The sequence below is a fragment of the Nonomuraea longicatena genome (genome assembly GCF_039525605.1).
GTDB classification, from domain to species: domain Bacteria; phylum Actinomycetota; class Actinomycetes; order Streptosporangiales; family Streptosporangiaceae; genus Nonomuraea; species Nonomuraea longicatena.
The window spans coordinates 487,859-503,215 of sequence record NZ_BAAAHQ010000001.1; the positions used below are offsets into that span (position 1 = coordinate 487,859).

General features: G+C 72.9%; 14 protein-coding genes. 9 read left to right on the plus strand and 5 right to left on the minus strand.

Annotated elements, in window-relative coordinates:
• Positions 1–8 precede the first annotated feature (8 nt).
• Both ABD120_RS02195 and ABD120_RS02200 read left to right on the plus strand, forming a co-directional pair.
• On the plus strand, positions 9–854 hold the full coding sequence (locus ABD120_RS02195; RefSeq protein ID WP_343947933.1) for a dihydrodipicolinate synthase family protein: 846 nt from the start codon (positions 9–11) through the stop codon (positions 852–854).
• Positions 855–1,207: 353 nt separating this feature from the next.
• A complete protein-coding gene (locus tag ABD120_RS02200; RefSeq protein ID WP_343947934.1) occupies positions 1,208–1,534 on the plus strand; it encodes a DUF6247 family protein in 327 nt (108 codons plus the stop codon).
• Positions 1,535–1,887: 353 nt separating this feature from the next.
• Here the strand turns inward: ABD120_RS02200 and ABD120_RS02205 are convergent, their stop codons facing one another.
• Genes ABD120_RS02205 through ABD120_RS02215 form a run of 3 tightly spaced genes read right to left on the minus strand, consistent with a single transcriptional unit; the run spans position 1,888 to position 5,329 of the window.
• Positions 1,888–3,846, minus strand: a complete 1,959-nt coding sequence (locus ABD120_RS02205; protein ID WP_343947935.1) for a ligand-binding sensor domain-containing protein — start codon at positions 3,844–3,846, stop codon at positions 1,888–1,890.
• A 23-nt stretch (positions 3,847–3,869) separates the two neighbouring features.
• A complete protein-coding gene (locus tag ABD120_RS02210) occupies positions 3,870–4,598 on the minus strand; it encodes an amidohydrolase family protein (RefSeq protein WP_343947936.1) in 729 nt (242 codons plus the stop codon).
• A complete protein-coding gene (locus ABD120_RS02215) occupies positions 4,595–5,329 on the minus strand; it encodes an amidohydrolase family protein (RefSeq protein ID WP_343947937.1) in 735 nt (244 codons plus the stop codon). Before ABD120_RS02215 ends, ABD120_RS02210 begins: the two co-directional genes overlap by 4 nt.
• A 75-nt stretch (positions 5,330–5,404) precedes the next feature.
• Between ABD120_RS02215 and ABD120_RS02220 the strand changes: the two genes are divergently transcribed.
• From ABD120_RS02220 to ABD120_RS02240, 5 genes are read left to right on the plus strand one after another with little or no spacing between them, the layout of a single operon-like run.
• Complete coding sequence (locus ABD120_RS02220; protein WP_343947938.1) at positions 5,405–7,495, plus strand: outer membrane protein assembly factor BamB family protein; 2,091 nt, start codon at positions 5,405–5,407, stop codon at positions 7,493–7,495.
• A 9-nt stretch (positions 7,496–7,504) separates the two neighbouring features.
• The gene (locus ABD120_RS02225; protein ID WP_343947939.1) at positions 7,505–8,176 is read left to right on the plus strand and encodes an amidohydrolase family protein; all 672 of its coding nucleotides are present in this window, start codon (positions 7,505–7,507) and stop codon (positions 8,174–8,176) included.
• Positions 8,173–8,907, plus strand: coding sequence for an amidohydrolase family protein (locus ABD120_RS02230; protein ID WP_343947940.1), 735 nt, complete (start codon positions 8,173–8,175; stop codon positions 8,905–8,907). Before ABD120_RS02225 ends, ABD120_RS02230 begins: the two co-directional genes overlap by 4 nt.
• Complete coding sequence (locus tag ABD120_RS02235) at positions 8,904–10,079, plus strand: DegT/DnrJ/EryC1/StrS family aminotransferase (protein ID WP_343947941.1); 1,176 nt, start codon at positions 8,904–8,906, stop codon at positions 10,077–10,079. Before ABD120_RS02230 ends, ABD120_RS02235 begins: the two co-directional genes overlap by 4 nt.
• A 28-nt stretch (positions 10,080–10,107) precedes the next feature.
• Complete coding sequence (locus ABD120_RS02240) at positions 10,108–10,833, plus strand: NHL repeat-containing protein (protein ID WP_343947942.1); 726 nt, start codon at positions 10,108–10,110, stop codon at positions 10,831–10,833.
• Positions 10,834–10,849: 16 nt separating this feature from the next.
• On the opposite strand, the gene ABD120_RS02245 is transcribed toward ABD120_RS02240, so the two are convergent.
• A complete protein-coding gene (locus tag ABD120_RS02245) occupies positions 10,850–12,790 on the minus strand; it encodes a hypothetical protein (protein WP_343947943.1) in 1,941 nt (646 codons plus the stop codon).
• Between the two features lie 72 nt (positions 12,791–12,862).
• Here ABD120_RS02245 and ABD120_RS02250 point away from each other — a divergent pair, with 72 nt between their 5' ends.
• Positions 12,863–13,552 (plus strand): histidine phosphatase family protein, encoded by a 690-nt coding sequence (locus ABD120_RS02250; protein ID WP_343947944.1) that lies wholly within the window; start codon positions 12,863–12,865, stop codon positions 13,550–13,552.
• Between the two features lie 20 nt (positions 13,553–13,572).
• Here ABD120_RS02250 and ABD120_RS02255 read toward each other — a convergent pair whose 3' ends face one another.
• The gene (locus ABD120_RS02255) at positions 13,573–14,115 is read right to left on the minus strand and encodes a uridine kinase family protein (protein ID WP_343947945.1); all 543 of its coding nucleotides are present in this window, start codon (positions 14,113–14,115) and stop codon (positions 13,573–13,575) included.
• Between the two features lie 77 nt (positions 14,116–14,192).
• Here ABD120_RS02255 and ABD120_RS02260 point away from each other — a divergent pair, with 77 nt between their 5' ends.
• Entirely contained in the window at positions 14,193–15,350 is a 1,158-nt protein-coding gene (locus tag ABD120_RS02260) for a CaiB/BaiF CoA transferase family protein (protein ID WP_343947946.1), read from the plus strand.
• The last annotated feature ends 7 nt before the right edge of the window (positions 15,351–15,357 follow it).

Below are 15,357 nucleotides of genomic sequence, written 5' to 3' on the forward strand. Positions count from 1 at the left end.
GGTGCGACATGAGTACGGCAATCGACCCTCGGGCGGCGGAACTGCGTGAGCGCCTGCGCGGCGCCCTGATCGCCGCCGCCGCCACCCCCATGACCGCCGAGGGGCAGGTGGACCTCGACCTGGTCTCGCGCTACTTCGCCGGACTCGTCGCCGACGGCGCCGACGGGCTCGCGGTCCTGGCCCACACCGGGCGCGGGCCGTACCTCGGTGAGGACCTGCGCACGGCCGTGATCGAGCGGGCGGTCGCGCTCGGCGTGCCCGTCGTCGTCGGCGTGGGCGGGCCCGGTGACGCCGTCCGCCAGGCCAAGGCGGCGGCCGACCTGGGGGCCTCGGCGCTGATGCCGTTCCCCACGACGGGGGACCGGGTGGCCGAGCACGAGGCGGTGTGGGAGGCGACGGGCGTGCCGCTCATCGCCTTCGACCTCTACAGCCTGCCGTGCCGGCCCGAGACCCTGGAACGGGTGGTACGACTGCCCGGGGTGGCGGGGCTGAAGGTGGCGCTGCTGTCCGACGCGATGGGCTGCCAGCGTACGATCGCGCTCACGCGCGCGGCGGGACGGCTGGCGATCACGGGCGAGGACCGGATGTTCGGGCCGTCGCTGCTGTGGGGCGCGGAGGCGGCTCTGGTGGGGCTCGCGGCGGCGCGCGTGCAGGTCACGGCGGCGGTGATGCGGGCCTTCAGGGGCGAGTCGCTGGCCGCCTTCGCACAGGCGTCGGCGAAACTGGACGAACTGGCTACCCGCACGTTCACCGAGCCGATGGAGGGCTACGTGCAGCGCATGCTGTGGGAGGCCCGCGCCGAGGGCCGCCTTCCCGCCTCCCACGCCTTCGACCTCTACGGCCCGCCGCTGTAGAGAATTCTTCGTTACGGCACCGGCCCGGTTCCCCCCACCCGCCGCCCCGCGCCGACGGCCTCCAGGGGCACGCCCCTCCTCCGACGCCGTCCCGCCGTGACGACTCCGCCCTTGCCCACGGCCCGGCCCGCGTCGGCCGCCGTCCGAGGCGCCGATGTTGGCCGCACCGCCTCCGCCCGCCCCGACGCCTGTTCAAACCCCGGGTGTTCTCCCCGCAACCTCCCGGCGCCGGAGAGGAACGGCGGACGTACGCCTGTGGCGCCATTCCTCGACGTGGCGCTGACGAAGTGGCTGGGCGCTCTCATTGTGCCGACGCCCGGCAAGCAGCCGACTGCCAGGTGTACGTTCAGACCATGAGCGGGCAGCCGGTCGAGTATCAACCGCCGTACGATCCAGCGGCGATCCTGGAGGCCCTCCCACCCGGTCCGCGAGAGCACTTCCGTGTCCTCTATGAGACTGCTGTGGAGGCCGCGCGCCGCCCCGAGAACTACCAGCGGCTCCACGAACTGCTGCACCTGTGGTCGCTGAAGGCGGGCGTCTACTCCACCGACCCCGGCTTCGACCGGTCACCAGAGGTGATCCTCTCCGAACTGGCCGCAGACGACGGTGGCGCCTACCTGGAGGACGTGCTCCCCGAGTTCGGGCAGCGCCTCTTCCGCCGCCGGGCTCACCACCGGTGAGCGACCGGATCAAGCTCGGATCTGCGGCCCTGGCCAAGCTCGGCAACACCGCCGAGAACGCGCTCACCGCGCTCGTGGAGCGCTCGACGGGCCGTGGGAGGCCACGCCCGTGTATCCCGACCGGACGGAGTTCCGGGAGACGACGTTCGGCGCGTTCGGGATCATGCGCTTCGTGGTGGACGACGACATCGAGTTGATACGCGTCTACGAGATCGTCTGGGCAGGCTGACCGGCAGGCGTCGCCCGCGATGCGGGCCCTCGTACCTCCCTGACCCGTTCCCGTTCGACCCCCGGACAACGCGCAGGCCGCCCGGCGCCAGCGAGGAGCGGCGGGCGGCCTGCTGGGGGAGGGGTCAGAAGGGGCGGTGCGGGGTGATGGCGATCTTGACCAGCGAACGGCCCTTGATGGTGAGCAGGGAGCGGTCGTCCGGGGAGAGGCTCAGTTTCGGGTGGCCGCCGAACCAGTCGGCGGCCAGGCCGGTGACGATCGCCCTGGCGGTGAACCCGGTCAGATCGACGCGGTAGACGGCGTCCGCGTCGCCCGTGTACGCCGACGGGCCCGCGACCACCAGGTCGCCGCCGCGCCTGCTCACCTTGAGGGTGCGGGTCACCTTCCGCCGCCGCAGGCTGTACTCGAACAGCACCCCGGTGTCGGTGATCCCGTAGACCGCGAGCGGCGTGTGCGCCAGATCGGTGATCGCGCTCGCGCCCGCCACCGGCTCGATCTCCCACAACACCCGGCGCCGCCGCAGGTCGAAGGCCGCCAGCCGCGCCGTCGAGGTGACCGGCGTCGAGCCGAGCCCCTCCTGCGTGCTGGTCCCGAGGTAGAGCGTGCCGCGCACGGCCGTCACGGAGAAGACCGTCTGCCGCGCCACGATCGGCCGGTAGGTGTCGCGCCTGCCGGTCCTCGGGTCGTAGACGTTGAGGGCGCCGTCGGGGTGGCCGGGCTCGGGCTGGGTGGGCATGGCGATGAGGCCGGTGGCCCGGTCGTGGCACAGGTCCTTGGGGCGGTCCTGGTTGTGCCCGGTGCGGAACAGCAGCTTCGCCTCCGGCTCACCGCGCCGGTGCGCGTACAGGGCGGCCTGCGTGTACACGCCGAGGTACGTCGTGCCGTCCACGGTGACCATGGTCTTGGGCTCGCCGGGGACGGGCAGCCGGGTGACCTTGCCGCCGGCCAGGTCGTGCAGGTCGGCGCCGCTCTTGCCGCCGACGTACACGGTCCGGCCGTCGGAGTGCACGGACATGGGCGCCTCCGGCGCGGAGCGGAAGCCGCGCTGGGTGTGGCTGAGGTAGTCCATCGTGCCGGTGGCGGGGTCGTACCTGAAGACGCCGCTGTCCTGCAGGCCGTACACCTTGCCGCGGTGTTCCAGGATCCGTACGGTCTGCGCCTCCGGGAACGGCACCCCGAGTACCTCGGTCGCCCCGCTGTCGATCCGGTGCCGGTAGACGGTTCCGGAGGGGCGGCCGGCGAAGTAGACCCAGCCGTCGTGCACGAGCACGGCCACCGTGTACTTCTCGCCCGGCGCCGACGCCTTGACCACGCGGTAGCGAGCCGGATCCGCCTTCTCCAGTACCACCAGCTCGGCGGTGGAGTTGAGCCCGGCCGCCAGATGGGTGGCGTCGCTCGACATGCTGGAGACCCAGTCGCGGTCGAGCAGTTCGGACGGCAGCAGCTCGCGGCGCTCGCCGGTCCTCCTGTCGACGGCGACGAGGTGGGCGTTGGAGCCGGTCCCGGCGTACACGTGGGTGGCGTCGGCCTGGATGCTGCGCACGTACGCCTCGCCGGGCGCGGGCTGGCCGAGGTCGCGGCTGAGGCCGGTGCCGGGGTCGTACTCGACCACCCGGCCGGGCTGCGACATGCCCATGTAGACCAGGCCGTCGGGGGAGGCGCACATGGTCCAGATGAAGTGGTCCGGGTACTCGGCGACCTTGGTCGTCCGCCCGGTCAGGGTGTCGATGCGGTAGAGGTCGGAGCGGGAGTGGGTGCCGGCGTACACGTCGGTGCCGACCTTGCACATCGCCCAGATGCCGACGCCGGTCGGGATCTCGAAGTGGGTGGTGATCGTGTCGCCGGTCAGGTCCCAGGCGCCGACGACGTTGGGAGACAGGCCGCGGGAGCCCATATAGAGGATGTCGCCGACGAACTCCCCGTTGCCGAGCGGGCTCGCGGTGCTGGCGGGCCCGAGGTCGGTGATCGCCCCTTCCCGGACCGGGGCGGTCGAGGCGGCGGCTGCGGGCAGGGTCACGGCGGGCAGCGCGGTGGCGGGTAAGGCGACGGCGGCGGCCTGGAGGAAGCGGCGGCGGGGGATCATGGTGGTACTCCTAGCGTGTGGTGCTACGGCGTGACGTCGAGGCCGAACAACTCGGCCGCGTTGCGCCAGGCGATGAGTTCGGAGGTCTCCTCGTCGAGGTCCGCGGCGGCGACGGCGCCGAACGCGGAGGCCGGGTCGATCAGGGTCGAGTCGGTGCCGAACAGCAGCCTGCGCGGATCCACCCCGGCGACGACCTCGGCGATGCGGCGCGCGGGCGCGTGCGAGTAGCAGGGCTCCAGGTAGAGCTGGGCGCAGGCGGCGGCCGCCTCGATCGCGAACCGGTGCCCGTCGGCGCCCATATGCCCGGCGATCACCTTCAGCCCCGGGATGTCCAGGCAGGTCCGCGCCAGGTCGAGGACGGTCTCGCCCCAGGTGTGCACCAGCGCCGGTACGCCGTGCGCGGCCACCAGCGCCAGCGCCTCGCGCAACTGCGGCGAGGTGGCGGGCGACCTGGTGTAGTCGGTGTGGATCTTGACACCCTTGAAGCGGCCGGTGGGCAGGTACTCGGCCAGGTCGCGCTCGGCCTGGGCGAGGCGGCGCGGGTTGACGGTCACGTACCCGTAGTGCCGCTCGGCCCCTTCCAGCCACCGTGCCAGCGCCCGGTTGCCGGTCGCCGGGTCGTAGATGACCGCCTCGGTGGCCGAGACGATCGCGTGCGTGATGCCGTACCTGTCCATCGCGGCGTGGTTGAGGTCCGCCACGTCCATCGTGAAGAACCACGGCCCCCAGTGGGCGTGCACGTCGATGATCATCCCAGCAGCCTCCTCGCGTTGCCCCCGGCCACGGCGGCGATCTCCTCGGGCTTCAGTCCGCTGGTCGCCAGGCGCAGCAGCGACACCAGCGGCTCGTAGTGCGGGGTGCGCGAGCCGAACAGCAGCCGGCCGGCCGGTACGGTCTCCAGCGCGTCCGGCGAGTTGAGCAGCCGCGTCGTGGTGTGGAAGCCCGGTTCGTCGGCCGCCACGACCAGGAAGTCGCCCAGGTGGTAGAAGTGCGTGTCCAGGAAGACGACCTGCGCGCCGAGCCCGGCGAGCGGCTGCCAGAACCTCCGCACGTCGCCCCCGGTCAGTACGGTCAGCCCCTGCTGCACGGCGGCCCTGGCCACGTACCGCACGCCGGGGAAGCCCGCCTCGGCGCCCTGCTCGTCGGGGAACATGCGGATCGCCCGCACCCCGAGGCCGGCCAGGCGCTCGATCTCGCGCGCGGAGCCGATCGGGTCGCGCAGGTCCACGGCGCCGACGGGGACGACGGCCGGGTCGGTGCCCGCGAGGGCCAGCACCTCGTCGTTGCCGGAGCGGAGGTCGAACAGCGCCGCGCGCAGTGACGCCACGGCCGCCGCCTCGACGCGGTGCGCGCGCAGCGTGGCGAGGACGCTGTCCGGGTCGCCGGGCGGGCCGTCGCGGTCGGCGTAGGCTCCGATCAGCACGTCCGCGTCGAGTGTCACCGTGAGTTCGCCGACGAGTCCGCGCGCGTCGAAAGCCGTCACTGTCGCCTCCATTGACTATTTGCGCTCAGAACATTACGGTCTGGGCCAAAATTGAGCAATACCCGGGGAGACCCCATGCGCAGTCCCTTAGCCCTGCTCGTCGTCGCGGTCACCGCGCTGATCGCCCCGACCGCCCCCGCCCTGCTCGCTCCGGCGCACGCCTCGGCGCCACCGGCCGTCACCGCCGTCGGATCTGCCGCCGTCGCTGCCACCGGCCCTGTTCCCGGCCCTGCCCCCGGCCCTGCCTCCACCCGGCTCGGGCCGGGCGGCACGCGGTGTGACCGTACCCGTGTGGAGACCTTCGGGCCCGCGTCGGTGACCGGCGCGATCGTCGGCGCGGCCGTCCACGAGGGGCACGCCTACGTCGTCACCCGGGGGCAGAAGCCCCCGGTCCTCGCCGCCGTCGATCTCGCCACCCGCAAGGTCGTGCGCAGCGTCACGCTGCCGGACGGCCCCGCCGCGGGCGCCCCGGAGGGCGGCTGGGCGGTCACCGTCTCCGGCGGCAAGGTGTACGTCGGCACCTACCCCGTCCCCGACCTGTACAGCTACGATCCCGCCACCGGCGAGGTCAGGCACCTGCGCTCGCTCGGCAGGAACGGCGGTTTCGTCTGGAGCCTCGCCACCGCCCCCGACGGGAAGATCTACGCGGGCACCTACCCGGACGGCCGCGTGTGGGAGTACGACCCGGCCACCTCGGCCGTGCGCGACTTCGGTGTGCTGGCCGCCGGCGAGCGCTACGTGCGCGCCGTCGCCGCCGACGCCACCCACGTCTACGCCGGGCTGCTCGACAAGGGCAAGCTGGTCGCCATCGACCGGGCCAGTGGCACGGTCAGGGAACTCGCCCAGGGGCCGACCGGCATCGGCGTGGTCACGGAGCACGGCGACCGAGTGCTGGCCATGAGCGGCTCCACCCTGCTCGACGTCAGGAAGGACGGCACCGACCTGCGGCGGGTGGCCGCCGTCCAGATGGACGGCCTCGCGGTGGCCGCCGACGGCAGCGTCTACGGCACCTCCCGCCCCGACGGCGCCGTCCACCGTTACCGCCCCGGCGACACCGGCGTGGTGAAGGTCGCCGAACCGCCGTCCCTCGGGGACGAGACCCGCCGCCTGTGGTTCGACGGGCCGGCCACGCTGGTCGGCTTCTCCGGCAGCGGCGGCATGTGGCGGCTGGACGTGCCGAGCGGCCGCTCGGACTTCACCGACCTCATCGAGGCCGGACTGCCCGCCGGGCCGGAGCGCCCGCAGAGCATGCTGCTGGTGCCGGGCCGCGCCGTCTACATCGGCGGCCACTTCTCCATGGACGTCCGCGACCTGCGCACGGGCGAGCACCGCCGCTTCCGCGTCCCCGGCGAGCCCAAGGACCTCGTACGGCGCGGCGACAAGATCTACGCCGCGATCTACCCGAGCGGCCAGATCCTGGAGATCGACCTGCGCACCGACGAGCAGCGCAGCCTCGGCTACCTCGGCCACGGCCAGCAGCGTCCGTGGGACCTCGAGTACGACCCGGTCCGCGACAAACTCCTGGTCGCCTCGGCCCCGCTCGGCGCCAATCTCGACGGCGCCCTGTCGATTGTGGACCCCGACACCGGCGAGACGGACGTCCACGTGGGCGTGCTCCCCGGCCAGTCGCTCATGAGCCTGTCGCTCGACGCGCGGCGGGGCGTGGTCTACCTCGGCGGCGACGTCCTCGGCGGCGGCGGCACCCCGCCGGTGCGCACCTCGGCCTCCATGGCCGCCTTCGACCTGCGCGAGCGCAAGTTGCTGTGGCAGGTGGACCCGGTTCCCGGCCACCGTACCTTCCAGGACGTCAAGGTCCACGACGGGCTGCTGTACGGCCTCTACAAGCGGGACTCCGGCGCCTGGATCGCCCTCGACCTCGCCACCCGCACGATCAGGCACCAGGGCAAACTGGCCGGGTACGGCGAGCTGAGCGTGCACAGAGGCCGGGTCTTCGCCAGCGTCTTCTTCGGCGGCGGCGTCGCCTACGAACTCGGCGCGCAGGCCCGGCGGCTGGCCGACGGCCTCGGCGACGAGTGGTACACCAACCCGCAGCTACACTTCGAACCCGGCTCGTGGCGGGCCTGGGCGATGGCCGGGCGCGACCTGGCCAGGATCGACCTCGACCCGCGCTGTCCGCCCTTGACCGTGCCGAAGCCTGGAGGTTAGTTTCGGTCTGTGCCGAAATTCGACGTCACGGATGCCCACCGGATCGTCGGCCCGGTGCCCTTCGACGACCTGCCGGAGGACCCGCGCCCCGACATGGACCGGCTGGGCATCCGCCGGGCCCACGTGACCCACTCCCTCAGCCTCTACTCAGACGTCAGGGCCGGGAACGAGGCGCTCGCCGCCCTCGGCGACCCCCGGCTCGTGCCCGTGCCCGTCCTCCTCCCCGAATCCTTCGAGCCGGTCCCGTCGTGGGACGTGCCCATGGTCAGGCTCTGCCCCGAACGCCACCGCTTCGAGCTGACCGGCCCGACCGCCCTGCGCTGGCTGCGCGCCCTCGGCGTCGTCGTCGCCCTCGACCTCGACGAGACCACGCCCGGTGGGCTCCTGGCCCTGGCGAAGGCCCTGCCGGAACAGCGCGTCCTGCTGCTCAACCCCGGATACCGCAGACTGCGTGTGATCAGCGAGCTCATGAGCGAGATCCCCAACCTCTGGCTGGAGATCGGCACCATCAACACCCAGCGCGGCGTCGAATGGCTGGCCGGGCACCACGGCGCCGAACGGCTCGTGTTCGGCACCGGCGCCCCCGTCCTCGACGACTGCGGCCCCCGCTTCCTGCTCGACCACCTCGACCTGCCCCCCGACGACATCGCCCTCATCGCCCGGGGCGGGAGCCTGCTGTGATCATCGACGCGCACGGCCACCTCGGCACCTGGCCGGACTTCCTCATCCCCGACCCCACCGCGGACGGCATGGTCGAGCTCATGGACCGTCTCGGCGTCGCCGCCGTCGGCATCAGCCACCTGCTCGGCGTCGGCCCCGACGCCGAGGCGGGCAACCGGCTGGCCGCCGAGGCCGCCGCCCGCCACCCCGGGCGCTTCGGCGTCTGGCAGGTCTACAACCCCCACCGGCGCAACCCGCTGACCGCCGGGGACGGCGTGTGGGGCGTCAAGATCCACCCCGACGTGCACCAGTGCCGCCTCGACGACCGCCGCTACGACCCCGTGTGGGAACTCGGCCTGCCCGTGCTCGCCCACGGGCAGACCGACTCGCCGTGGAGCGACCCGGCCCGGTTCGTCACCGTCGCCGGGCGGCACCCGCACGTGCCGCTGCTGCTCGGGCACACCGGGCTGTGGCCGCACGGGTTCGCCAGGGCCGCCGAGCTGGCCGGGCCGTACCCCAACCTGTATTTGGAGACCTGCGGCTCCAAGATGACCGGCCGCTGGATCGCCAGGCTCGCCGGGCTGGTCGGCGCCGACCGGGTGGTGTTCGGCTCCGACTCCTGCTTCCTCGATCTGCGGGTGGGGCTCGGGCGCGTCGCCCTCGCCCCGCTCGCGGACGCCGACCGCGCGCTCGTGCTGGGCGGCAACCTCGCCAGGGTGCTCGGCGCCCGCCTCCCGAAAGGACCCTCGTGACCCTCGCCCTCCACGGCGGCACCCCCGTCCGCACCGCGCCCTGGCCGTCCTGGCCGCCCCCCATGGACGAGGCCCAGCGCAAGCTGGTCGCCGACGTCCTCGACAGCGGCCGGTGGGGGGCCACGCAGGGCGGCGGCGTCTGCGCCGACCTCACCCGCGCCTTCGCCCGCCTGTCCGGCGTCGAGTACGGCGTGGCCGTCGGCAACGCCACCCTCGGCCTGTTCGCCGCCTTCAAGGGGCTCGGCGTCGGGCCGGGCGACGAGGTGATCGTGCCCGGCTACACCTTCGTCGCCTCCGCCACCTCGGTGCTGCTGGCCGGGGCCGTACCGGTGATCGTGGACGTGGACCCGGCCGACCTGCACCTGTCGGCCGCCGCCGTCGAGGCGGCGATCACCCCCAGGACCGCCGCGATCATGCCGGTGCACCTGGCGGGCAGCCCCGCCGACATGGACCCGCTCAACGCGGTGGCCGCCCGCCACGGCCTGAAGGTCGTCGAGGACGCCGCCCAGGCCCACGGCGCCGCCTACAAGGACCGCCCGGTCGGCGGTCTCGGCGACGTCGGCGTGTACAGCTTCCAGGCCAGCAAGGCGATGACGGCGGGGGAGGGCGGGCTGATCGTCTGCCGCTCCGAGGCCGACCACGAGGCGATCTGGTCGGTGTGCAACCTCGGCCGCAGCCTCGGCGGCGCCTGGTACGGTCACCCGAACGTCGGCTGGAACCTGCGCCTGACCGAGATCCAGGCCGCGCTGCTGCTGCCGTGGCTCGATCGCCTGCCCGAGGAGGTCGAGCGCAGGAACGCCTTCTGCGACGCCGTCGACCGTGAACTGGCCGCCGCCGGGCTGCCCGTCGCGCAGGTGCCGCCGCCGCCCGGCACCACCACGGACTCCCGCCACCTGCTGATGCTGCGCCTGGGCGAGCCGGTGGACCGTGAGCTGCTGATCTCGGCGATGGCCGCCGAGGGCGTCCCGCTGGACGGCGGCTACCCGCCGCTCGGCACGATGGAGGCGCTCACGGGCGCGGGGGCCCGCGTCGAGGACTGCCCGGCCACCGAGGCGGCCGCCCGCGAGGTCGTGTGGGTGCGCCAGTCCATGCTCATGGAAGACCCGTCCGCCGCCGCCGACCTGGCCGAGGCCCTGTCCAAGGTCCTCCCGGAGGCCACCCGCCCGGCCTGATCCGCCGTGCCCCCACCGGCGAAGCGGATTGCCGCGACGGTCGCCGAAGACCTCGGCAACCCTCCACGGCCTGGACGTCTCGCCGCCCGACGACGAAGGACGGATCTACTTTGTAAAGGCGGAGCGGCTGGTCCGCACCGCCCTGTCGGAGGGCCCGGACGGGCGCATGTACGCGGGCGGCTTCCTCAACGGCGGGTTCGCGGCCCTCGACCCGCGCTCCGGCGAGCTCGCGGAGTTCCACACCTTCTCCCAGAGCGAGAAGATGACCACGCACCGGGGCAAGCTCTACATCGGCGCCTATGGCGGCACCTCGATCTACAGCGGCCAGTCGGCCACGCCGCCGACGCAGCCGGAGGCCAAGCTGTTCGCCTGGTCGGTGCGGCACGACCGGCTGCTGTGGGAGATCGTGCCCGTGCCGGGCAAGCCGGCGATCCCGGCGCTGACGTTCGACCCGTCCGGGCGGCTGTGGGGCATCGCGGGCGGCACGGTGTTCTCGGTCGACACCCACCGGCGCAAGGTCACCGGGACGGTGAAGCTGTCGGACAGCAAGAGCTCGACCGGCCAGCTCGTCTTCAACCCGAAGGACCACCGCCTGTACGGCGCGCACGCCGGTCAGCAGGTGTTCTCGATGCGGCTGCCGGGCGGGCGGCACACCGTGCTCAGGGAAGGACCCGTGCACCAGCTCGCGGTGCACGGGTCCGGGGACGTCTACTTCGCCGAGGGGCCGAAGCTGTTCAGGCTGAAGGCCCGCTAGCTCCGGCCCGCGCCGCTCAGCAGAAGCGGTAGGTGGAGAAGTTCTCGTTGCGCGACAGGTAGAGATGCCCGTCGGCGCCCTGGTGCATGTTCGAGATCGGCCGGGCGATCAGGGAGGTTCCCATGGTCGCCCGGTCGATCTTGTACACCTTGCTCTGGGTCTTGCCCCAGAGGTAGCCGTCGTGGAACACGAGGTGGGTGTCGAGCCAGACCGGGACGCGGAGCGTGTCCCAGGGGTAGGTCTGGTGCTTGGACGTGCGCAGGGTCTGCCCGGTGGCCGCGTCGATCTCGAAGATCGCGTCCGGGGTGATGCCCCAGAGGCGGCCCTGGTCGTCGAAGGTGATGGAGCCGAGCGTCAGGTCGCCTTCGACGGGGGCGGTCTGCCACTTGATCGTGTCCGAGGCGAGGTCGTAGGCGAAGACCTTGGCGGCGGTGTCCTGCGGGACGGCGGTGCCGCCGAAGACGGAGGTCGCGCCGTACACGACGCCGTCGCGGTAGGCCAGGCCGACGACGGAGTGTCCGGGCAGGATGTTCCGCTTGATGATCTTCTGGCCGGTCTCGGGGTTGAGCAGGCCGAGCGCGCCGCCGATGCTGCCGGACTTGGGTACGGTGCCGAAGGCCAGCCAGTCGCCGGCCGAGACCATGGCGAAGGGCCGGTCCTGCTCCTGGTCGCCGAGGTTCAGCAGCAGCCTGGGTGTGTCGTCGGTGAACTCGTAGATGCGGGCGCCGGGGTAGACGCCGAGGTAGAGCTTGCCCTTATGGGTGGTCATGCCCTCGCTCTGTCCGACGTCGGGCCAGTGCTGCGTCTGGCCGGTGGCGGGGTCGTAGGCGGCCAGGCCGCCGGTGAAGAAGCCGCCGGCGTACACGCGGCCGTCGGGGCCGGTGGCGAGGGACCTGACGCTCACGGGCTGGCGGGTGAGGGTGGAGTCGAGGATCCTGCCGGTGTCGCGGTTGCCGTCGTAGTGCCAGATGCGGCCGGAGGAGGTGGTGCCGGCGAGGGTGTCGCCGAGCCAGGTGAGGGGGCGGACAGCGCCTTCGCCGAACTCGGTCATGCCGAGCTGCTTGGTCCGGCCGGTGCGCAGGTCGAGCCGGACGAGCCGGTCGGACTGGACGAGGTGGACGTCCCCGCCTCTGGCGCCGCCGCCGACGGTGAGGCTGTCGACGTCGTCGACGAGGTGCTTCCAGGTGCCCCGGCGCAGGTCGTAGACGCCCATGGGGTTGGCGCCCGCGTTGGTGCTGTACCGGACGAGCAGGTAGCGGCCTACGACGTCCACGTCGTAGGCGAAGCCGGGGCCCCGGACGGGGGGTTCGATGACGCGGCGGAGCTTGCCGTCGGGGGACAGGACGGCGACCTTCATGCTCTCGGAGCCGACTCCGGCGTAGAGGGTGCCGTCGCGGGCGACGGCGAGGTCGCGGATGAACTGCTCGCCGGGGACGGGGCTGCCGAGGTCCTCGGTCCTGCCGGTACGGATGTCGTGGCGGAAGAGCCTGCCGGTGGGGGAGGTGCCGCCGTAGACGGCGTCCCGGGTGGCCGCGAGGGTCCAGACGAAGGTCTCGGTGGCGACGGGGATGCCGAGTTCGGTGACCTTGTCCTGGTCGGGGTCGTATTTGAACAGGCGGCCCATGGCGCCGGCCGTGGCGTTGTAGCTGCCCACGTAGACGTTGTGGTCGGGGGCGACGGTGACGGCCCAGGAGCCGAGTGCGAGCGGCAGCGGCCGTTCGGCGATGAGGCTGCCGGTCCTGACGTCTCTGACGGCGAGCAGGGCGGGGCCGGAGGCGCTGGAGGTGACCGAGTAGACGCGGCCTCGGTCGTAGGCGGTTCCCGCGGTGGTGGCGCCCATCAGGGGGAGGGTGCCGAGGCTGGAGAAGCCGCAGCCGGTGGGGGGAGCCTTGGATTCGGCCTGGGCCGGATATGTGAGAGCGAGGACGAGTAAGAAGGCGGCAAGGATTGCGCGCACGGGATGCCTCCCAGGAGATAGTTACGGTCAAGACCGTATTTGTGCGGGGAGGTTGATGTAAAGATGTGTGGTATGACGGGACCTGCGCGGATCTACGCGGTACGGCACGGGCAGAGCGAGAAGAACCTCGCCTACCAGCAGGCGGGCGCCGAGCCCCTGGTCTACCCACGCGGCGACGACGAGTTCACCCTCACCGGGCGGGGCCGGCAGCAGGCGTCCGACCTGGGCCGTTACCTCGCCGGGCTGCCCGGATCCGAGGCTCCGGAGCTCGTGTGGTGCTCGCCGTACCTCCGGGCCCTCGACACCTGGGCGCACGCGCTGCGCGCCTGGGGCGTCGAACCGCCGCCCGTCACCGTGGACCCCCGCCTCAGGGACCGGGAGATGGGCGTCCTGTCCGACCACAACGCGGCCGCCGCCGCCCGGTGGTTCCCCGAGGAGGCTCAGCGGGCGCGGCGCGACGGCGAGTACGGCTTCCGGCCCAGCGGCGGAGAGTCCTTCGGCGACGTCGTGGACCGCCTGCGCCGATTCATGGCCGACCTGGCCGGGCACGCGGACGGCAGGCGGGTGCTCATCGTCGCCCACGACGCGATCGTGCTGCTGCTGCGCCACGTGCTGGCGGGCACCCCCGACGCGCACCTGGCCGCGATCCACGCGCACGCGCCCGTCCACAACGCCTCGGTCTCCACCTGGCACCGGGTGAACGGCCGCCTGGAGGTCCACCGCTTCAACGACACCGCCCACCTGACCGCCACCCCGACCTGACCCCCACCCCCGCCCGGTCGTCAGAAGGGGCGGGTGCCGTCGACGACCAGGTCGGCGCGGGCGCGGGTGGCGTCCGCCGCGAACCAGGCGTCCTCGGCCGCGAACCACTCCCGCCACCGGGGTTCGAGCTCCGCGCCGTCGCGGTCGAGGACCCGCCGCCACCGCACCTCCGGGGGCGCCTCCACCCAGACCCGGTAGGCCAGCAGGTGGTCGGCGGAGCGGCGGGCCGTACCGACGCCCTCGACGACCAGCACCGGCGCGACCGGGACGGCGACGCGCTCGGCGTAGACCCCGCGCACCCAGTCGTAACGGCGGAAGCCGCCGTCCTCGCCGCGCGAGAGCGGCGTGAGCACCTGCTCCGCGAGCGCCGCGAACCAGCCCTCCGGCCCCTCCGACCACGGCACGGGGAAGTCGTCGCTCCGCACGACCTGCGCGGGCAGCAGCCGCCCGAGCCGCGTCGCGAACGTGGACTTGCCCGATCCGGCGGGCCCGTCGACGGCCACCACCCGGACAGGACCGCACGAAGGGGTCGCCGCGCGCACCGCCTGGAGAAGATTTCGCACGTTGTCGAGGGTAGGGGGGCGACAGGGCTTGCCTTCCGGGCTGACAATATGGTCTTCCCCGGAGTGGAGGTTTCACCTTGCGCGGACCCCTTGACAACGTCGTCGTGCTCGACCTGTCCCGGGCGCTGGCGGGCCCGCACGCCGCCCAGATGCTCGGCGACCTGGGCGCGAAGGTCATCAAGGTGGAACATCCGGACGGCGGTGACGAGTCGCGGAGCTGGGGACCGCCCTTCGTCGGCCCCGATCACGACATTTCCACGTATTTCCTGGCGGCCAACCGCAACAAACAGTCCATCGCCGTCGACTTCAAGACCCCGGACGGCCTCGCCCTCGTCGAGCGGCTGGTCAAGCAGAGCGACGTGCTGGTGGAGAACTTCCGGCCCGGCGTGCTCGACCGGCTCGGACTGTCCGCCGAGCGCCTGCACGAGCTCAACCCCGGCCTGGTCATCCTGTCGATCACCGGCTTCGGCCACGACGGCCCCGAGGGCGGCCGTCCCGGCTACGACCAGATCGCCCAGGGCGAGGCCGGGCTGATGTCGCTCACCGGCCCGGGTCCCGACGAGCCGTACCGGGTGGGGGCCTCGATCGCCGACCTGCTCGCCGGCATCCACGGCGCCTACGGCGTCGCCGCCGCCCTGTACGAGCGCACCCGCACCGGCGCGGGCCGGGTGGTGCGCACCTCCCTGCTGGCCGCCGTCACCGGCGTGCACTCCTACCACGGCACCGCCTGGACCGTCGGCGGCCAGGTGCACCGCGCAGCGGGCAACCACCACGCCTCCATCGCCCCGTACGGCGCCTTCCGATGCTCCGACGGCATGGTGCAGATCGCCGCCGCCAACGACACCCAGTGGCGCAAGGTCGCCGAGCTGCTCGGCCTCGACCCGGACGACCCCCGCTACGCGACCAACCGCGAGCGCCGCCGCCACCACAAGGACCTGGTCGCCGACATGGAGGCAGCGCTGATCGCCCACCCGCGCGCCCACTGGCTGGGCGAACTCGCCGCCCTCGGCGTCCCGGCGGGGGCGATCCGCTCGCTCGACGAGGTCTACGGCTGGGACCAGACCCGCTCGCAGGGACTGCTCATCCCGGTGGAGCATCCGGTGCTCGGACGCGTCGAGCTGCCGGGGCCGCCGCTACGCTTCGACGGGCTGGAAGGGACGGAGCACACGGCTCCGCCCGCGCTCGGCCAGGACGGCGCGGTCGTCCTGGCGTGGCTGGAGGCGCGCGAGCGATGAGCACGCA

What these genes read in the sequence shown, in the direction of transcription:
- ABD120_RS02195 (WP_343947933.1), top strand. Translation starts at nt 9, where the DNA reads ATGAGTACGGCAATCGACCCTCGGGCGGCGGAACTGCGTGAGCGCCTG.
- ABD120_RS02200 (WP_343947934.1), top strand. Translation starts at nt 1,208, where the DNA reads ATGAGCGGGCAGCCGGTCGAGTATCAACCGCCGTACGATCCAGCGGCG.
- ABD120_RS02205 (WP_343947935.1), bottom strand. Translation starts at nt 3,846, where the DNA reads ATGATCCCCCGCCGCCGCTTCCTCCAGGCCGCCGCCGTCGCCTTACCC.
- ABD120_RS02210 (WP_343947936.1), bottom strand. Translation starts at nt 4,598, where the DNA reads ATGATCATCGACGTGCACGCCCACTGGGGGCCGTGGTTCTTCACGATG.
- ABD120_RS02220 (WP_343947938.1), top strand. Translation starts at nt 5,405, where the DNA reads ATGCGCAGTCCCTTAGCCCTGCTCGTCGTCGCGGTCACCGCGCTGATC.
- ABD120_RS02250 (WP_343947944.1), top strand. Translation starts at nt 12,863, where the DNA reads ATGACGGGACCTGCGCGGATCTACGCGGTACGGCACGGGCAGAGCGAG.